The sequence below is a fragment of the Salimicrobium jeotgali genome (assembly GCF_001685435.2).
Classification (GTDB): domain Bacteria; phylum Bacillota; class Bacilli; order Bacillales; family Halobacillaceae; genus Salimicrobium; species Salimicrobium album.
In genome coordinates this window covers 1,509,171-1,527,476 of record NZ_CP011361.2, presented here as the reverse complement: position 1 = coordinate 1,527,476, position 18,306 = coordinate 1,509,171, and the positions used below count along the sequence as shown (strand labels likewise).

At 43.8% G+C, this 18,306-nt stretch carries 22 protein-coding genes; 17 read left to right on the top strand and 5 right to left on the bottom strand.

Annotated elements, in window-relative coordinates:
- The first annotated feature begins 174 nt into the window (after nt 1–174).
- The 7 genes from cyoE to AAV35_RS07655 all read left to right on the top strand — a co-directional run bounded on the left by cyoE (nt 175) and on the right by AAV35_RS07655 (nt 6,717).
- Complete coding sequence (gene cyoE, locus AAV35_RS07685; protein WP_008589701.1) at nt 175–1,116, top strand: heme o synthase; 942 nt, start codon at nt 175–177, stop codon at nt 1,114–1,116.
- Between the two features lie 67 nt (nt 1,117–1,183).
- Nucleotides 1,184–2,251, top strand: coding sequence for a cytochrome c oxidase subunit II (coxB, locus tag AAV35_RS07680; RefSeq protein WP_008589703.1), 1,068 nt, complete (start codon nt 1,184–1,186; stop codon nt 2,249–2,251).
- Nucleotides 2,252–2,313: 62 nt separating this feature from the next.
- Entirely contained in the window at nt 2,314–4,137 is a 1,824-nt protein-coding gene (gene ctaD, locus AAV35_RS07675) for a cytochrome c oxidase subunit I (RefSeq protein ID WP_143023809.1), read from the top strand.
- Nucleotides 4,134–4,757, top strand: a complete 624-nt coding sequence (locus tag AAV35_RS07670) for a cytochrome (ubi)quinol oxidase subunit III (protein ID WP_008589707.1) — start codon at nt 4,134–4,136, stop codon at nt 4,755–4,757. The genes ctaD and AAV35_RS07670 overlap by 4 nt, the downstream gene beginning before the upstream one ends.
- Before the next feature lie 3 nt (nt 4,758–4,760).
- Nucleotides 4,761–5,087 carry a cytochrome c oxidase subunit IVB gene (ctaF, locus tag AAV35_RS07665; RefSeq protein ID WP_008589709.1) on the top strand — a complete coding sequence of 109 codons (327 nt, stop codon included), beginning with the start codon at nt 4,761–4,763 and terminating at the stop codon, nt 5,085–5,087.
- A 254-nt stretch (nt 5,088–5,341) separates the two neighbouring features.
- Entirely contained in the window at nt 5,342–6,259 is a 918-nt protein-coding gene (gene ctaG, locus AAV35_RS07660; protein ID WP_008589710.1) for a cytochrome c oxidase assembly factor CtaG, read from the top strand.
- A gap of 2 nt (nt 6,260–6,261) precedes the next feature.
- Nucleotides 6,262–6,717 (top strand): DUF420 domain-containing protein, encoded by a 456-nt coding sequence (locus tag AAV35_RS07655; protein ID WP_008589712.1) that lies wholly within the window; start codon nt 6,262–6,264, stop codon nt 6,715–6,717.
- Nucleotides 6,718–6,874: 157 nt separating this feature from the next.
- Here the strand turns inward: AAV35_RS07655 and ytvI are convergent, their stop codons facing one another.
- A complete protein-coding gene (gene ytvI / locus AAV35_RS07650; protein WP_008589714.1) occupies nt 6,875–7,933 on the bottom strand; it encodes a sporulation integral membrane protein YtvI in 1,059 nt (352 codons plus the stop codon).
- 82 nt (nt 7,934–8,015) lie between these two features.
- Nucleotides 8,016–8,387 (bottom strand): YugN family protein, encoded by a 372-nt coding sequence (locus AAV35_RS07645; protein ID WP_008589716.1) that lies wholly within the window; start codon nt 8,385–8,387, stop codon nt 8,016–8,018.
- 183 nt (nt 8,388–8,570) lie between these two features.
- Here AAV35_RS07645 and AAV35_RS07640 point away from each other — a divergent pair, with 183 nt between their 5' ends.
- Nucleotides 8,571–9,005, top strand: coding sequence for a YlbF/YmcA family competence regulator (locus AAV35_RS07640; protein ID WP_008589718.1), 435 nt, complete (start codon nt 8,571–8,573; stop codon nt 9,003–9,005).
- A 16-nt stretch (nt 9,006–9,021) separates the two neighbouring features.
- Nucleotides 9,022–9,297, top strand: a complete 276-nt coding sequence (locus AAV35_RS07635) for a YlbG family protein (protein ID WP_008589720.1) — start codon at nt 9,022–9,024, stop codon at nt 9,295–9,297.
- A gap of 80 nt (nt 9,298–9,377) precedes the next feature.
- Here the strand turns inward: AAV35_RS07635 and AAV35_RS07630 are convergent, their stop codons facing one another.
- Entirely contained in the window at nt 9,378–9,761 is a 384-nt protein-coding gene (locus tag AAV35_RS07630) for a DUF7147 family protein (RefSeq protein WP_008589722.1), read from the bottom strand.
- A gap of 214 nt (nt 9,762–9,975) precedes the next feature.
- On the opposite strand from AAV35_RS07630, the gene rsmD reads away from it, so the two are divergent.
- The 3 genes from rsmD (at nt 9,976) to AAV35_RS07615 (ending at nt 12,235) form a co-directional block, all read left to right on the top strand.
- Nucleotides 9,976–10,533, top strand: coding sequence for a 16S rRNA (guanine(966)-N(2))-methyltransferase RsmD (gene rsmD, locus AAV35_RS07625; RefSeq protein WP_008589724.1), 558 nt, complete (start codon nt 9,976–9,978; stop codon nt 10,531–10,533).
- A 1-nt stretch (nt 10,534) separates the two neighbouring features.
- Complete coding sequence (gene coaD, locus AAV35_RS07620) at nt 10,535–11,017, top strand: pantetheine-phosphate adenylyltransferase (RefSeq protein WP_008589725.1); 483 nt, start codon at nt 10,535–10,537, stop codon at nt 11,015–11,017.
- A 201-nt stretch (nt 11,018–11,218) separates the two neighbouring features.
- Complete coding sequence (locus AAV35_RS07615; protein WP_008589727.1) at nt 11,219–12,235, top strand: SepM family pheromone-processing serine protease; 1,017 nt, start codon at nt 11,219–11,221, stop codon at nt 12,233–12,235.
- 120 nt (nt 12,236–12,355) lie between these two features.
- Here AAV35_RS07615 and AAV35_RS07610 read toward each other — a convergent pair whose 3' ends face one another.
- The gene (locus AAV35_RS07610; protein WP_008589729.1) at nt 12,356–13,555 is read right to left on the bottom strand and encodes a nucleotidyltransferase; all 1,200 of its coding nucleotides are present in this window, start codon (nt 13,553–13,555) and stop codon (nt 12,356–12,358) included.
- Between the two features lie 143 nt (nt 13,556–13,698).
- Here AAV35_RS07610 and AAV35_RS07605 point away from each other — a divergent pair, with 143 nt between their 5' ends.
- The 3 genes from AAV35_RS07605 to AAV35_RS07595 all read left to right on the top strand — a co-directional run bounded on the left by AAV35_RS07605 (nt 13,699) and on the right by AAV35_RS07595 (nt 15,307).
- Complete coding sequence (locus tag AAV35_RS07605) at nt 13,699–14,214, top strand: YceD family protein (protein ID WP_008589731.1); 516 nt, start codon at nt 13,699–13,701, stop codon at nt 14,212–14,214.
- Nucleotides 14,215–14,263: 49 nt separating this feature from the next.
- On the top strand, nt 14,264–14,437 hold the full coding sequence (gene rpmF, locus AAV35_RS07600) for a 50S ribosomal protein L32 (protein ID WP_008589733.1): 174 nt from the start codon (nt 14,264–14,266) through the stop codon (nt 14,435–14,437).
- Nucleotides 14,438–14,563: 126 nt separating this feature from the next.
- Complete coding sequence (locus tag AAV35_RS07595) at nt 14,564–15,307, top strand: enoyl-CoA hydratase/isomerase family protein (protein ID WP_008589735.1); 744 nt, start codon at nt 14,564–14,566, stop codon at nt 15,305–15,307.
- A gap of 60 nt (nt 15,308–15,367) precedes the next feature.
- Here AAV35_RS07595 and AAV35_RS07590 read toward each other — a convergent pair whose 3' ends face one another.
- Complete coding sequence (locus tag AAV35_RS07590) at nt 15,368–15,856, bottom strand: N-acetyltransferase (RefSeq protein ID WP_008589736.1); 489 nt, start codon at nt 15,854–15,856, stop codon at nt 15,368–15,370.
- Between the two features lie 147 nt (nt 15,857–16,003).
- On the opposite strand from AAV35_RS07590, the gene AAV35_RS07585 reads away from it, so the two are divergent.
- Both AAV35_RS07585 and bshC read left to right on the top strand, forming a co-directional pair.
- Nucleotides 16,004–16,387 carry a DUF3397 family protein gene (locus AAV35_RS07585; RefSeq protein ID WP_008589738.1) on the top strand — a complete coding sequence of 128 codons (384 nt, stop codon included), beginning with the start codon at nt 16,004–16,006 and terminating at the stop codon, nt 16,385–16,387.
- A gap of 133 nt (nt 16,388–16,520) precedes the next feature.
- Complete coding sequence (bshC, locus tag AAV35_RS07580; protein ID WP_008589740.1) at nt 16,521–18,140, top strand: bacillithiol biosynthesis cysteine-adding enzyme BshC; 1,620 nt, start codon at nt 16,521–16,523, stop codon at nt 18,138–18,140.
- The last annotated feature ends 166 nt before the right edge of the window (nt 18,141–18,306 follow it).

Below are 18,306 nucleotides of genomic sequence, written 5' to 3'. Positions count from 1 at the left end.
ATAGGTTTTACATACTTTTTTCACAACTACGTCACATTTGTATAAATTTATAGTAATTGAATAGATAGAAATATGGTTCCGTGATACAATTAATTTGACGTTTTTTGTGGCAATGGTTAATATTTCTGTAACTTTTGTGTACTGAGCAAAAGGCAGGAGGAGGAATATCAAGTGATGGACAATCCGAGGACAGTCGATTCTACGTCTGCTCACGTTATGGAAGAAGAAGCGAACCGGGAGACTTCCCTGGTAAAAGATATTAAAAGTTTAATAAAGGTCGGAATCATCAATTCGAACCTGATCACTACTTTTGCGGGTTTCTGGCTCGCTTTGTACTACACCGGGGCAAGTATTGTGACAGAATGGGTCACGCTTCTGTGGACACTCCTTGGTACTGCGCTTGTTATTGCAGGCGGATGTATTCTGAACAACTGGTATGACAGGGACATCGATCCGATTATGGATCGTACGCAAAACAGACCTACCGTAACAGGGACGATGTCGTTACAGTCTGTTTTAATCGGAGGGCTGGTCACCTCAGCAGCCGGTTTTCTCGTTTTGACACTCGCTTCCTGGCAGGCAGCACTTTGGGGAGTGTTCGGATGGATCGTTTACGTAATCCTTTATACGATGTGGTCCAAAAGAAGATATACTTTGAACACGGTTATAGGTAGTTTCTCCGGAGCCGTCCCCCCGCTGATAGGCTGGGCTGCTATTGAGCCGGGTCTTCGTATGGAAGCGTGGATGCTGTTTCTTATCATGTTCTTATGGCAGACGCCCCATTTTCTGGCACTTGCTATGAAAAAGAAAGATGATTATGAGAGAGCAGGAGTTCCGATGCTTCCAGTAGTCAAAGGATTTGAGATGACAAAAAGACAGATAGTCGTATATGTCGCCTGTCTTCTGCCTTTACCTTTATATCTTGCTTCTTTAGGCGGAGTCTTCCTGACAGTCGCTTATATATTATCTGTAGGTTGGCTCGTATTGGCATTAGCCGGTTTTGTGATGAAAGATGATAAGAAATGGGCTACATGGATGTTTGTGTACTCCCTTAATTATCTTACAATTCTATTCCTTACAATGGTGCTGGTAACTATGCCATTTCCTTACGTTTGAAATTAGGTGAAAACCTAGTTCACATTAATATACTTTCAAATACAAAAAAGAAAGAGAGGTATTACACATGAGAGGTTGGATGGGCAAGCTTCGTCCGGTATTCATTTTTAGTGTGCTGGTACTTTTCCTTGCCGGGTGCGGGGAAGAGAACCTGAGTGCACTCAAGCCCAAAGGGTACGGGGCAGATCTATTACTTGATCTTATGGTGATCAGTCTTGCGATTATGACTTTCGTATTCGTGGTCGTCATGGCTATTTATATTTTCGTACTTATTCGTTACCGTCGTAAAAAGGGTGAGGAGAACTATATCCCTAAACAGACAGAGGGTAACAAATCGCTGGAGATTATCTGGACCGTTATACCGGTACTGCTTCTCCTTATTCTGGCAGTGCCGACTGTACAGGCCACTTTCGACCTTGCAGACGAAAAACCGCGTGAGGAAGACGGTTTGATTACTGTGGAAGTAACCGGTAACCAGTACTGGTGGCACTTTAACTATCCTGATCAGGAAATATCGACCAGTCAGGATCTGTATATTCCGACAGGAGAGCGCGTATACTTAGATATGAAATCAAGTGACGTTATCCACTCATTCTGGGTGCCTTCCATCGCGGGTAAAATGGACACAAACCCTGGTGATAACGAAAACACTATGTACTTAGAAGCTTATGAAGAAGGGGTATACTGGGGACACTGTGCCGAACTTTGTGGTCAGTCGCACTCGTTAATGGACTTCAGAGTAGTCGCAGTAAGTTCCGAAGAGTATGATCAGTGGGTTTCCGATATGCAGAACATTGACCCGGAAGCGACACCTGAAACCGCTTCAGCTAAAGATGGAAAAAAAGCTTTCGAAAACAGCTGTATGGGCTGTCACGCCATAGGTAACTCTCCGGCAGGTGTGGGGCCAAACCTCAGCAACTTCGGAAACCGTACGAAAATTGCCGGTATTCTGGATCACAACAAAGAAAACCTTGTAGACTGGATAATGGATCCGGATCAGTTCAAACCTGGCAACAAAATGGAAGGCTACAACGTATCTGAAAAAGAAGCACAACAAATAGCTGACTACTTAATGCAGTTAGACCATTCAGAAGTAACTCCTGATTCTGTTAATGGCTCTTCCGGCAAGAAGTAAATAATTAAAAAGGAGGTTATAGTGTGAGTAATGCGATTGTACAACAGCGCGGCATTGGTGCTATGATTTGGGACTATATTACAACGGTTGACCACAAAAAAATTGCGCACCTTTACCTGGTCGCCGGAGGTCTATTCTTCCTGATCGGCGGCCTCGAAGCGCTGATAATACGTATCCAGCTGATGCAGCCGGACAGTAACTTTATTTCAGCAGGTCTTTACAACGAAATGATTACGATGCACGGTACTACGATGATATTCCTGGCTGCCATGCCACTTATATTTGCATTGATGAACGCCGTAGTACCATTGCAGATAGGAGCGAGGGACGTAGCGTTTCCTTTCCTTAACTCCCTTGGTTTCTGGCTGTTTTTATTTGGAGGTCTATTACTGAACGTTTCCTGGTTCACTGGAGGAGCGCCGGATGCGGGCTGGACTAACTATGCACCGTTATCCTCGACATCTCCGGGCCACGGAGTGGATTATTACGTAATGGGACTTCAGATAGCGGGGGCAGGAACACTGATCGGTGGTATTAACTTCCTGGTAACGATCATTAACATGAGAGCACCTGGTATGACTTATATGCGTATGCCGCTATTCACCTGGACAACATTCATTACCAGCGTCCTGATTCTTTTCGCGTTCCCGGCTCTTACAGTAGGTCTATTCCTTATGATGTTCGATCGTATGTTTGGCTCTGCCTTCTTCGACGTAACTGCCGGAGGAAACGCAATCATTTGGGAACACTTATTCTGGATATTCGGGCACCCGGAAGTTTATATTCTGATTCTTCCTGTGTTCGGGGCATTCAGTGATATTTTCTCTACATTTTCTAAGAAGAGACTTTTCGGTTACTCGGCAATGGTATTTGCAACAGTGCTGATCGGTTTTCTAGGGTTCATGGTTTGGGCCCACCACATGTTTACAGTAGGACTCGGTCCGATTGCAAACTCTATTTTCGCAGTTTCTACTATGGCGATCGCCGTACCTACAGGAATCAAGATCTTTAACTGGCTGTTTACCATGTGGGGCGGAAGTATTAAACTAAGTGTCGCTATGCTCTGGGCACTCGGATTCATACCTACATTTACAATAGGAGGTATGACTGGGGTAATGCTCGGTTCAGCAGCAGCCGACTACCAGTATCACGATACATACTTCGTGGTTGCCCACTTCCACTACGTTATTGTCGGTGGTACAGTATTTGGTCTATTTGCGGCTATGCACTACTGGTGGCCGAAGATGTTCGGAAAAGTACTGAACGAGAAACTGGGTCACTTAGGTTTCTGGCCATTTTTCATCGGTTTCCATTTGACATTCTTTATCCAGCACTTCCTGGGACTGATGGGAATGCCTAGACGTTACTGGACATATTTCGAAGGTCAGGGTCTTGCAACCGGTAACCTGATCAGTACAATAGGTGCCTTCCTGATGGCTATCGGAACTCTGATATTCCTGTATAACGTAATTTATACAGCAATTAAGGAACCTAAAGCTTCTGCAGATCCTTGGGACGGTCGTACTCTCGAATGGTCCCTGCCGTCTGCACCTCCATTTTATAACTTTAAACAGACTCCACTCGTACGTGGACTGGATCCATTATGGATCGAGAAGATGGAAGGAAGAAAAGGTATTACTCCTGCGGAACCGCTTGGTGATATTCACATGCCTAATGGCTCTATACTTCCATTCCTGATGTCAATGGGTCTGTTTATTGCAGGCTTCGGATTTATTTATCAGGTAGACAACAAACTGTGGTTTATAGCAGTTGCTGTCGGCATGGGACTTTTCTTCGCTTCCATGTTCACCAGATCGTTCAAAGATGATCTCGGTTATCATATTCATAAAGAAGATCTTATTGAAAAGGGGGATGGCAAAGAATGAGTCATGACGACGTTTTAAATCCAAAACATATGCCCCATGATCCGGAAAAAGCCACCCTTGAAGGAAAAAATAAATTTGTCGGTTTCTGGATGTTCCTCGGAGGAGAGACGGTACTTTTCGCCTCTCTCTTCGGAACATATCTGGCTCTGTCCGGATCTACATCCGGCGACAACACTCCCGAAAACCTGTTTGGGCTAGAGCTTGTTTTCATAATGACTATGCTGCTGCTGACAAGTTCTTTGACCAGCGTGTATGCTATGTACCATATGAAGAACCACAATTTCAAAAAAATGCAGCTCTGGTTGGGAGTTACAGTACTTCTGGGACTTGGTTTTCTTGGATGCGAAATTTATGAATTTTACCACTATATCCACGAATACGGATTCACGTTCCGTTCTTCTGCCTTCGGATCCGGGTTTTATACATTGGTCGGTTTCCACGGAGGACACGTTCTATTTGGTCTTTTCTGGATAACTTCATTGATGATCCGGAACCAGAAACGCGGTTTGAATTTGTATAACGCACCTAAATTCTATATATCCAGTCTTTACTGGCACTTCATTGACGTAGTGTGGGTCTTCATTTTCACCGTAGTATACCTACTAGGAAAGGTGGGGTAAGCGATGTCGGAACGTACGGAGAACGTATCAAGGCACAAATTGAATGTACGGAAAGATGAGAACAAAGAAGAAATGGTGCAGCAGGTCATTACTTTTGCGCTCATGATCCTGTTTACCCTTATTGCTTTTAGTATGGTAATCCTGGACATCAGTTCTTATTTCATAAAACCGACACTTCTTTTACTAGCTGGAGTTCAGGTAGCATTCCAGTTGTTCTATTTTATGCATATGAAGAACAAAGGGCATTTCATGCCGACCATCATCATGTTCGGCGGAATGACAATTGCACTTGCAACTATTATTGCTTTTACTACAATCATTTGGTGGTAAAACAAAAACCGGGGGCTCTCCTCCGGTTTTTTCGTGTAAAAGTATATAAATTCCACATCCGTTTTTCCTTCAGCTAAATTCCTGAGAAGACTGACATAATATTTGGGGAGAAGAAAGGAATTGAAAGATGTGCAGAGAAAGAACTTCAACTAAGCAAATTTGACATTTTAGAAAACAATAGGGTATATATCTATTATTTTCGAACGTTGTGATTTAAAATAACAGGTAGCAAGTTATTTTAAGGGGTGAGATAGATGTGGTTAGAATTACAAATATTCGGATTCCGGGCATTGTGGAGCCCTTTCTATATGATTTTCGTTGCCGTACTTGCTTTGGTATACTTTTATCTGACAGGGCCGGGCCGGCGTAATGATAAGGAGAAAGCGACAGGTTTCCAACAGATCACGTTTTTCTCAGGTTTAGTGCTCCTTTACATAGTTAAAGGGTCTCCCATAGATCTAATGGCGCACATCATGTTTGCCGCTCATATGACCCAGATGGCTCTGTACTATCTCGTGTTTCCTTTTCTGATCATTAATGGAGTGCCGGGTGAGGTTTGGAGAAGAATTTTTGACCGTCCGGTAATACGGCCGTTTCTGAAGTTCATTACAAAACCGTTGTTGTCACTATTACTGTTTAGCGGTTTCTTTTCCATGTACCACGTGCCTGCAGTTTTTGATTTCGCCAAATCGAACGAAATCGTCCACGCCGGTTTTTCCACCACTATCCTTTTCTTCGCTTTTTGTATGTGGGTATCCGTCTTCCCTCCTACGGAAGGAGTAGACAGACTCGGACCTTTACTGAAGATAGGCATCATTTTCGGAAGTGGTGTTTTACTGACCCCTGCATGTGCTCTGATTATTTTCTCTGATGCTCCGCTGTATGCGACATATACGCAGTCCGGTGCCTGGATGGACGCTCTCAGTCTATGTGTACCTACCGGAGTTCTTGAAGGGCTGGCAGGTTCACTGAACGGGCCGGAATTCTTTACGTCCATGCCTCTGCTGCAGGATCAGCAGCTTGGCGGGATCATCATGAAAATAATGCAGGAAGTTATTTTTGCGGCTATCATCGGGCACATCTTTTTCTCATGGTTCAACAAGGAACGAAATACAATCGATCCTATACCGGAAGTAACGATGGAACAAAATGAATATGTACAGGAGAGATAACAATGCCCTTATTGCCGACAATTAGTACAACTTTTATTGTACTAAGTGCTGTTCTGGTGGGGATCGGCTGGATTCTCATAGCTAATGATAAAAGATCAGCTCATAAGAAAGTTATGCTTGCAGCTGCACTCAGCGCTCTGATATTTTTCATAATTTACGTAAGCCGGACCGTCTTCGTCGGAAATACAAGCTTTGGAGGACCTGAGGAATACAAGATTTATTATACGGTATTTCTGATTTTCCATATAACGCTTGCGACAACCGGAGCGGTGTTCGGTATTATCACGATCATCCTTGCGCTTAAACGGAATATTAAAAAGCATCGCAAGATCGGACCGGTCACCAGTATCATATGGTTTTTTACTGCGATAACCGGAGTGGCCGTCTATCTTCTGCTATATATTATATATGACGGGGGAGACACGACCAGCGTCATTAAAGCGATTCTGGGTACATGATCGGTAGCGTAAATAGAAAATTCAGGAAAAATTACAAAAAGCGGTCTGTACGGGGGAAAGCCCCAAGCAGACCGCTTTTTATGAGGAATATTATATTTATTTACGTCATTTTACTGAAATTCCTCACGAGTGAAGATTAATGTGAGAAACAGGTATATTAAAGTCTTACATTCAACTTGATCAGCCCGGCTTCTTTAGCGGAATTGAAGGCTATGATGACGAGAGGACCTACGAAAAATCCAAGTACCCCTATCAGTTTCAGACCTATATACATTGCTACAAGAGTAGCGAGCGGGGACAGGCCAATCTGTGTTCCCATGACTTTGGGTTCGACCGTACGTCGTATGGCCAGCAGGACGATAGCTAGCACCATAAGTTGAGTTCCGGTCGCAACATCTCCGGTAGCGTACATGTAAACGGACCAGGGGCCTATAATGGCGATGGAACCGATAATCGGAATGAAATCTACTGCCCAGGTGATCAGAGCCATAAGAATAGCGACTTCGGGTGAAATGAAGAGAAGTGCCACCAGCGTAACTACAAATATAATGATACTGACCTGGAACTGTGCTTTCAGAAAACCGAATACGACATAGCTGAGACGTGCATTCATGAACTGAACCTTTTCGGAAGTTTCTTCGGTCAAGTAGGAATGCATTTTCGTTTTCAGCCTTGGCAGTTCCAGCATAAACAGAAAGAGAGCGATCAGGTACACGAGCAGACTTACTATCAGATTAGGTATTTTAGCTGCCAGTGCAGTTACATTTTCTATGTTTAATGTATCGGTAAGTCTTTCGGTGGACCTTTCCAAACTCTCTTCGATACGATCGGAAGTCTCGTCAATGAACTCCTTAGGCAGCATTTCTGTAAGGTTGTTCATATTATCTTTTAAATCGATGACTACCTGGTTCAGCTGGGAAATATAAAGAGGGGCGTTATCAATCAGATGTATGATTTGAGCTACAGCTCTTGTTACGGCGAATGTACCTACGAGCCCTAGAAGTAAAAGAAACAAGAGAAATACGATAGACACGGCAAATTGCCGGCCTATATGGAACCTATACTGAAACCAGCGTACCGACGGGTTCAGAAATAGGGCGGTGATGAAGGCGATTATGAGGGGAACTGCTACAGGCAGTATGAAATAAGCTGCTGCGAGCCCGATAATTGTAAGAAAGATCAATGTCCATTGACGTTTAGTTATTTGTTTAAACAACGCGGGGCCGTGTCTCCTTTCCCTTAAGAAATCGTTCGAAAAAAGAGTCGCCCATCATTCACGATGCGCGACTCCCAATCCATTACTCGTCTGTCTGGTTCGCTTTTGCCGGAGCCTGTACTTTGCTTATCAAATAATGAGACTTATCGATTAAATCTTTGGAGAATCCTTCTTCCTCACCATACTCGACTCCATGAGGATAATAATGCTTTCCGAGCAGCGGAGTCATAAGTTTCATAACGGCATTTCCTTTATCTACGTCTCCACTGAGAGCATACCCCTGGATTCTTACGTAATAAGTGATGTTCGTTTCAGGGGATTCGATTTTATGATCGTATGTAACCCTTTCATAGTCCCAGGATCCGCCGAGCATAAACCCGTTTGATTCCATGATACGTGTCAACGTCTTCACGTCGAGTACTAAATCTTCGATACCAGTGTTTTCTAATTTCATACTCTCCACCTCACAACAAATTATGTATAGTTAACATTTTATTATGAAAAGAAGAAAGTTGCAATTAAACCGGAAGGGTTTATCGTTAATTTTAGTCTTTTTCACGCGAAAGGGGAATTTCTCAAGAACGATTTTCTTATGTGTATTAGTCTGATATGATAAAGGAGGAGGTGAATCCCTTTTATGCTAGCTACTATGGAAATTGTAGACTTGTTGGATAGATCGGAAGAGATAGGCCAGATAATAATGAAATCAGACGTTATGGAAGAGTTCTATGAGGCGAAATCCGACCTTGCCAAAGATGAAGAAGCTCAGACTCTCATACGTAATTTTAATAAAATGAAAGATCAATATGAAGAAGTGCAGCGTTTCGGAAGATATCATCCCGATTACAGTAAAATTATGAAAAGTATCCGAAGTGTGAAAAGAGAAATGGATATGCACCCGAGCGTCGCCCGCTACAAGCGTGCTGAACGTGAACTTCAGAAGCTGCTCGATGATATCAGCCAGGACGTGGCTTTCAGCGTAAGTGAACAGATTAAAGTCCCACGGAACGGGATGGTGTTCACAGACACCGGCTGTTCATGCGGCAGTGGCGGCGGCTGTGGCTGTTCTTAAGAAGGATGTGTGAAATATGAGAGTTAAAAGACAGGGGATTATCGTTTATTTTCAGCAGATGAAAAATGTTCGTCACCTGAAGAAATACGGGCATTTGATTCACGCTTCCAAAAAACGGAAATATGCGGTTATTTACGTGAACCGGGAAGAACTTGAGGAAAAGATGGAGACACTGAATAAATTATCTTATGTACTCCGCGTGGAACCTTCCTGGAAACCGCAGGTAGAAACGGATTTTGAAAACGCCAAGCCCGATAAAGCTAAAGAATATGACTATAAGTTCGGTATATAGTTACGATCACGCATTCTTATAGATATATTAACCCTGACCGGGCACAAATGACCTGGTCGGGGTTATTTAGTTATGAACGATCACGTAAGCCTTGCCAGGGCCTTGTTACTTCTTAATATTCCTATCAGATACTGATAGTATAAATCAGTTTCAGGAAACATCGTAGATGGTTTTAGCGTATATTCCTGAATTTCCACTCCGATTTCGTCCGTCATTTCTTTGAACAGATCGAACCTGGTGTTCGGAATCTCATGAGGATTTGGTATTCCTTCCCTGCATATATATATGGGCTGAAACTTTTCGGCCGGCTTCATTATTAAGGCGAGAGACGTTTTCGGTTTTCCGTCAATTTCGCTGTGAAAAGCAAGGGCGGCTTCAACACGGGCGGGCATACGTTTCCCCAGTTCAACAAGTTCATAGATATCCGTGTAACCTTCCCCCAGTTCAATGAATTTCTGTCTCATAAATATTTCTCCTTTCTTCCCTGCATCATTATTACTCTAGCACGCCAGCTCTTTGTAATAAACCGTTTATATAAAACAGTGGTCAGCCCTTTCACTAATGACGACCGAGTGGAGCATCGATAAATAAAAATACATGGTTCCGGTGAATGATGATTTTTCTGCAGGACGTTTTATGGTAGCATTAAGAAAAACCTTGTAACAGGAGGTGATCAGCATGAGAGTAATAAGCGGCAGTCACAAAGGGCAACGTCTCTATTCTGTACCCACACACAACACAAGGCCTACGACTGATAAAGTTAAAGAAGCTATATTCCAGATCATTGGTCCTTACTTTGACGGGGGCAAAGTTTTCGACTGCTTTGCAGGAAGCGGAGGCCTCGGGATCGAATGTCTCAGCAGAGGAGCAGAGGAGGCAGTTTTCATAGATAAAGAACCCGCAGCTATTAAAACGATATGGGACAACCTCAAATCTCTGAAGCTCGAGGAACGCTCTGAAGTCTTTAAAACCGATGCATACAGAGCTATGAAAGCAGCCGGAAAGAGGGGGCTCACTTTTTCTTACGTATTCCTTGATCCCCCCTATAAGAAATTTTCTTATGAAGAATTACTGAAAAACCTTCAGGAGTATCAACTTCTCGAGGAAAAAGCTATAATAGTGTGCGAACACGATGTGTCAGAATCGCTGCCTCAGCAGGTAGGTTCTGTATTTATGTTCAAGCAGGAAGAGTACGGCTCTAATATCGGAGTGGCGTTTTATAAGAAGGAGGGATAATATGGCCGGTTTAGCGATTTGCCCTGGGAGTTTCGATCCGATTACATACGGACATCTTGATATCATAGAACGGGCTGCCAGAGTGTTTGACGAAGTACGGGTCGTAGTTTTTAATAATCAAAGTAAATCTCCGCTTTTTTCTGTGGAGGAAAGAAAAAAATTGATTAGGGAGTCTACGGCCGGGATAAGCAACGTGACGGTGGAGAGTTACGGCGGACTACTTATGAAGTACGCCGAAGAAGCCGGGGCTGAGGCGATTATACGAGGCTTGAGAGCAATCAGTGATTTTGAATACGAGATGCAGATCACTTCAATGAATCGTAAATTAAATGAAGAGATTGAAACGTTTTTCGTAATGACGAATAATCAGTATTCGTTCCTCAGTTCAAGCATCGTCAAGGAGATAGCGAAATATCAGGGAGAGATTACCGGGCTTGTCCCGGAAGTCGTGGAAAAGGCTCTGCAGGAACGTTTCAAAAGATGAGCGTCCACCTGTCCTGACAGGAAAGGTGATCAAAAAGTATGTAAACGTGAACCCGGAGTGTGAAATATAAGGGTTCACGTATTTTTATTTACGTGACAGGGATTGCTGTACTTCCTAAACGACGGGATGTAAAATATATTTGTGTTTCAGTAAAGCAGACCTGCTTCAGACGTTCTGTACAGGTAAGGAAGGAGTAAGGGTATGAGTCCGAACAGAAAAACGATTATAGCTATTGTTATTACTGCACTGATAACTGCTGTGTTATTTTCTTATCAGTTACCATACTATGTTTACAAGCCCGGTACCGCCGAGGCTCTTGATCCGGTTATAGAAGTGGATGGAGGGTACGCAAGTGAAGGCGATATGCATCTCGTTACAATCCGTGGAGGTCAGGCGACTGCAGTTCAGTGGCTGCTTGCTCAATTCAGACCCTATTATGAGTTGATGCCGCTTGATGAAGTCAGGCCGGAGGGTGTATCCGAACAGGAATACTTCCACGCGCAACTGCAGATGATGGAAACCTCCCAGGAAGCAGCCCAGGTGGTGGCATACGAAGCTGCCGGAAAGCAGATCGATATCCAGTATGACGGTGTTTACGTGATGCAGCTGGTAAAAGGTATGCCAGCCGCAGATCGTCTGCAGTCCGGTGATCGTATAGTGGAAGTTGACGGTCAGGAAGTAAAAGAGTCCAGCGACCTTATTAACTACGTGGAAAACAAAAAAGCCGGGGAAAGCGTCTCCCTTCTCATCGAGAGAGAGAAAGGGACGCTGACAAGGGAAGTCGAACTGGCTCCTTTTCCTGACAATGAAGAGAAAGTGGGGATAGGTATATCCCTTGTAACCGACCGATCTGTAGAGGTGGATCCGGAAGTAAGTGTCGAAAGCGGAGAAATTGGCGGACCAAGCGCCGGACTGATGTTTTCACTTGAGATTTACGACCAGTTGACGGAATATGATTTAACATCCGGCAAAGAAATAGCCGGTACAGGAGAAATAAATTATGATGGTGAAGTCGGGAAGATCGGTGGTATCGACAAAAAGGTAGTTGCAGCTGATGAAGAAGGGGCTTCTGTTTTCTTTGCACCTAATGAAGAAGGAGCGGAGGATTCCAACTATAAAATAGCCGCACAGACTGCCGAGGACATCGGTACAGATATGGAGATCGTTCCGGTGGATACGTTCCAGGAAGCGGTTGACTATTTGAAGAAGAATAAATAAAAGCTTTACTTCGTTTAAAAGCCTGTTCAGTTTTCACCGGCTCTTCCGGATTTCCTTCATTACGGGAATCCGGGAGAGCCGGTGTTTTATCGAATATGTTTAAGCTAAGATATTCGGAGTTTAAACGAATAAAGGGGGGAGTTTTTCCCGGTGGTAACTTTCTACTCTTTGATTTCCCGAAAGAGGGTAAAGGTAGGTCCTTTGAGCTTTCAGATCAATGTCGAAGAGCGGATGATCGATTTGTTTAAGCTGAGTCACTAATGGAACTTCTATATATTTTTTCTGTTCGGAAAGGTATTGTCTCCCCCGTTTATTCATACCGAGTATTCGGACGTATGGTACAGATTCGTTCAGAAGATAGCTGTCTTTTTTTCTTGTATTCGTTATTAAATGAACGAATATGCGCTGCAGTCTCGTCCAGGTGTATCTCTTCGTTTTGACGGACTCCATCATTTCCTGGAACGAACTGCTTCTGTTGATGCTTGATAACAGACGGTGTTCCAGTCCTTCTTCGATTCCGTGGATCTGCCTTAATTCTTCGGGGGAGGATGTCCACAGCAGATGTTGAATGAGAGGGAAATAGTCTTCGAACTGATGAAACTTCCCTTTATCTTTTATGTAATTATGGAGGGATTGTACTGTAGAATCCGGAAGAGCCTGTTTTACTCCTTCCGTGATTTCTCCCTTTGTATGTATCTCTCTGCGAATGCTTGTAGCGCTGGCGATTTTCCCTTTGATTATTTCATCGTGATATTCACTCTCAATACGCGTAATCGTCTCCGGTTTTATATGAGGAGCAAATTGCTTTATTGCTTTTACGTAGCTGTAACCGAGAATGTTGTTCGGCTGCGATAAATCAAGTTCATCGACGCCGATAGCCCGGTAAGCCAGGCGTGATGCTTCCGGATAGGACATCCCCTCATCCAGAAAAGAGGTTAAATGTTCGTCAAATTTCCCCTGGTTGTCTTTCCATTTACTGTGGGAGTTGACGAAAGGAGCAATGTTTCCCTCTTCACTGCCGAAACAGATGGAAGAGACGTTCAACCTGTCCAGAGTCTCAACAGCCCCTTTGCTGAAATAGTCCCCGTGCTGAACCGCAAACAAATGAGGCAGTTCAACCACCAGATCTACGGACTGCAGAAGGGCGGATCTCGCTCTTTCCCATTTATCCATTATAGCCGGCTCTCCACGCTGTAGAAAAGGTCCGCTCATGACAGCGATGATACAGTCAGCGCCGGTTTGTTTCCTCGCCTGTGTTACATGAAAGTCATGGCCGAGATGGAACGGGTTGTATTCCACGATAATACCTGAAGCTTGCATAGGATCTTCCTTTCCTGCTATATTTGCATTCCTTTCCTTTCTATCTTAACATTAGATAAAGATAAGCGATGGTGTAAAGAAAAAATGTTGACAAAACGTTTATTTGGTTTTAAAATTACTCTTGTTGTCATGAGGTGATGACCGTGAAATTTCCAATACAAAAAGTAAAACAGGCAGGGGACAACCCTTATCATTTTGAAGGGGATGTGGACCTTTCCTCTTTGGAGGATGCCAAAAATGATATCCGGGAAATTTCTCCTGTTTCGGTAACCGGTCAGGCAGAAATGAAAGGAGAAAACATATCAGTATCGATGACCATTGAAGGAGATATGATTCTTCCTTGTGCCAGAACGCTGGTGGATGTTCCTTTCGTATTTAATATTCAGGCTACGGAATACTTCAATCTTTCTCCTTATTATGAGGAGGAGGATGACTCGGAAGTACACCCGCTGCATGGAGAACTGCTTGACTTGACTCCTTATATAAAGGAGAATGTGCTATTGGAGGTTCCCTATCGTGTCTTTTCGGATGATCCTGACGTCGTCCCTCCGAAAGAAGGAGATGGCTGGGAAGTCGTGGACGAGAAACCGGACTCTGAAAGCAAAATAGATCCTCGATTAGCTAAACTGGAATCATTATTAGATGAAAAAGAGAAATAGAGAGGGCATCGACCGCTCTTCTCTTTACTTATAAAGGAGGTGGACAGCAATGGCAGTACCTAAGCGCAGAACGTCCAAAAAGGTGAAAAATCAACGTCGTACGCATAAAAAATTGAGTGCTCCTAAATTGGTGGCATGTCAAAATTGCGGAGAGATGACGAAGCCACACCGTGTGTGCAGCTCTTGCGGCCAGTACAATGGCAAGCAAGTAGTCGAAGCATAAAGAAAAGCCTGTGACCGCAGGCTTTTTTTTTATGCTTTTTTGTCTTGTTCGCCGATCTTTTCATGTGCAGAAAAAGATGTAGAATGAAAGCAGAGACTTTTAATCTCACCAAGGGGAGTTGATGCAGTGGAAACGGTATATGTCACTTATGAAGAGGACGTGGCTGTGGTTACGTTGAACCGGGAAGATAAAAGAAATGCAGTCAGCAGACAAATGACGATGGAACTCAGGCAGATTACTGAAGAAATTAAAGCGAATGAACAGGTGAAAGCACTTGTACTTACCTCCAGAGGAGAACGTGCCTTTTGTTCGGGAGGAGATCTGAAAGAGCTGCATGGAGATTTGTCGGAGGAGGAAGCGTATACGGTTCTTTCTCCGATGAAGGAATTACTTTATGAAATAGCGACGCTGCCGGTGCCGACGCTCGCTTATTTGAACGGAGAAGCGAGGGGAGGGGGGTGCGAACTTGCTACCGCATGTGATATACGAATAGGAAAAGAAGGAAGCAGGTTCGGCTTTGTTCAGGGAAAACTTGGTATCGTACCCGGATGGGGAGGCGGAGCGCTTCTTTATGAGAGAATTTCTCCGGTCCAGGCTTTCCACTGGTTGACTGCAAGTGAGGTTATTGACGCAGAAGAAGCGAAGCAGCTCGGGTGGCTCCAGGGGTTGGCAAACGAACTGGATCTCGGTATATTCACCAATCGTTCCAAGGAACAGCTCAGGTTCTGGAAAAAACAGCTTATGGAAAATATAGACACTTCAGTACTTTACAGAAAGATGGAAGAGGAAACGCGGCAGTCAGCGGCTTTATGGCCGTCCGAAGCTCATAAAAAAGCAGTGAATGCGTTTTTCAGCCGCAAAAATCAATAAAAGTCTGACGGCTTATCGCTAAAAAAGAGCCGTTCTCACTGAACGGCTCTTTCCTGGATATCAGCTGTCTTCTTTCGGTTGTTCGTCCACTCCCTCAGGCAACCATAAGAGAGGGTTCTCCCCGCGGTCTCTTTCCATGTTATAAGTAGCTTTCTGGAAACCGAGACGTTCCCAGAACCCATGAGAGTTAATGCGCGGATTCGTTTTAATAGGCAAATGGTAGCTTTTGGCGAAGTCCACCAGCTGTTTCCCGTAACCTTTGCCCTGATAGTCTTTAAGTACTTCCAGTTTCCATAGTTCGAGATAATCCTGAGGGGGATTGAAATAATTATCATATTTAGCGGAAATTCTATAGAGACTCATTCTTGCAATCATGGCATTACCGATATAAATCCCGAAAAAAGGAGATTCGCTGTTATTTTCCACGATGTTACTCTGTAAATCTTCGAGCATAGTAAGTTCCTGAAGACCATACTCTTTGAAACGTTTAAACTCCTCGAGTGTTTTATAGTTGATTAGTAAAGGCTGCACTTCTGTACTGATACTCATCGACCGTGACGCTCCTTTCGGCAATCTTGCTTCCAACTACATTATAGTATAAAAATTTTCAGAATCAAATGGACTACTTTTACCTGCTATATCTGTTACAAGTTTGCTACAATAGAGTTTGAAAAATGCAGGAAGAAGGTGGGACAGATGCCTGAAAACGACCTTTCGGTCTCGTGGCTGCTTATAATAATAACTCCTATAATCTTTGTTGTGTTATATATGTTGTTTTTGAAGTGGACGGCAAGGAAAGGAAAAGCACTGCGGGGAGCCGTATATATAAGTACTCCTTTTCTGGTTTTTGCTGTGCGCGAACTTATGAACCTGCTGCTTGGAGGGAACAATTCAGGCTGGGTTATCGTCTCGTTGCTCGTCCTGGTCGGTGTTTCGCTGTATATTCAGTATAGAACAGCTGGAGAAATGAAGTTACGTAAAACTCTTACCAGTTTTCTGAGACTTACTTTCTTTGTGTTTGTCATACTATATATTATGCTTTTGCTAAGTACAGTCGCTGCAGGAGCGCTGAACGTTTAAGATTTGACCTGATTTTAATTGCTGCTTATTCACGTTCCGCGTATGTAAACAGATTAGATGAATGCAGGTTGATTATTATGTACAATGTTATGAGGATGTAAGATACATAGGTGCGTATAAAGGAGAATGTGTGATGAGAATAGATCCGGTACAGTTCGGAGAAACGAATACTTTGATGAAAGATTACCGTTACAATTTCGAGAAATTGGCAAATAAATTCGATTACTTCCCTTTCGTGGAACGTTCATGGGAGGAGCGGTTACATGAACTTCAAAACCGCGACTTCAAAAGAGGGGAAACAGTGGAAATTCTGAAAAAAATGAACGAATATTACGGAGCGGGAGCTGAAACATTAGCCCATATTGAGCGTTTGTACGAGAAAGACTCTACAGTGATGATCGCCGGTCAGCAGGCTGGTTTGCTCACTGGTCCCATGTATACCGTCAATAAAGCTATTTCAGTCATTGAAGCGGCTAAACAGAAAGAAAAAATGCTTGGTAAACCTGTGCTCCCGGTATTCTGGGTAGCAGGAGAAGATCATGACTTTGAAGAAATCAATCATGTTTATCTCGAACAGGACGGTCTGAAAAAACAAAAAATCTCTCAGACGACAGATGGAAAAACTTCAGTTTCCGACGTCGATCTGGACAGCGAAGCTGCAAACGAATTCGTAGAAGCGTGTTTCAGACATCTGCCCGAGTCTATGCATACGAAGGATGTTTACCGGCACGTTCATCATGCACTGGATGGGGCCAGAACGTATTCAGATTTTTTTGCGAAACTCCTCACCAGCCTTTTCAAACATCAGGGGCTGATCGTACTGGACGCTCACGCTCCTTCCATACGTAAGCTCGAAAGCGACTACTTTATTCAGATGATCGAGCATAATGAAGCTATAGCTTCTGGAGTATATGCACAGGAACAGGAAAATAAAAGGCAGGGCTATCCTGTTACTATAGATGCAGAAGTAAGTGATGCCCATCTGTTCTACCACGATGGAAAGCAGCGTGTTCTCCTTATGCGGGAAGGATCCCGTTTTGTGGGTAAGCAGGGGGAAGTGGAATTCAGTGAGGATGAATTATTGATGATAGCCGAGGAAACGCCCGAAAGGCTGAGTAACAATGTCGTCACACGTCCGCTGATGCAGGATCTGCTGCTTCCCTGTCTGGGCTTTGTAGGAGGACCGGGAGAAATAAGCTACTGGTCGGTGCTTAGACCTGCTTTCTCGGAGTTATCGATAAAGATGCCTCCGACACTTCCAAGACTCAGTTTCACCTTTGTCAGCGACAGGATCAAAAACAGAGCAAGAACGGAAGGTATCGATCTTTACGAGGTTCTGCGTAACGGATTAAGTGAGGAGAAAATCAACTTCCTCTCGTCCCACTCTGTAGTTCCTTTGGAGGAAATGAAGAGAGAAATGAAAGAGCAGATCTCGCGTCTCCACGCCCCCTTCCGCAGGGAAGCGGAAAGGACGGGACCCGATGTCTTAGGTTATGCGGAAAAAAACCTTGAATATATGGAGTCGCTTATCGACGATATGGGAGACCGTATATCCAAAGAGCATCGCAAAAAATATGAAAACGTCCTTGCTTTTTATAGTCGTCTTGAAGATGTAATCCGTCCTAAAGGTGGGCTTCAGGAGAGGATATGGAACCCGCTGCCGTTCCTCAATGAATTCGGCTGGGATTTCTTTTCGAAGATCCCGGAATATGAATGGGACTTCCGGCAGCAGCATTATTTGATTTACAGTTAAATATATATAGGGAAAGGCCTCCCGGGGTATGTCGCCAGTGTTCGGCGATACTTGCTCCGGGAGGTTTTTTGTACTTTTTACTATGCTGTTTTCTTTATACGTTTGAAGTGTGGAAAGGGATTAATTCTATTGAAAGATTTTTTTCGTTTTCCGTTAGTTTACTGTG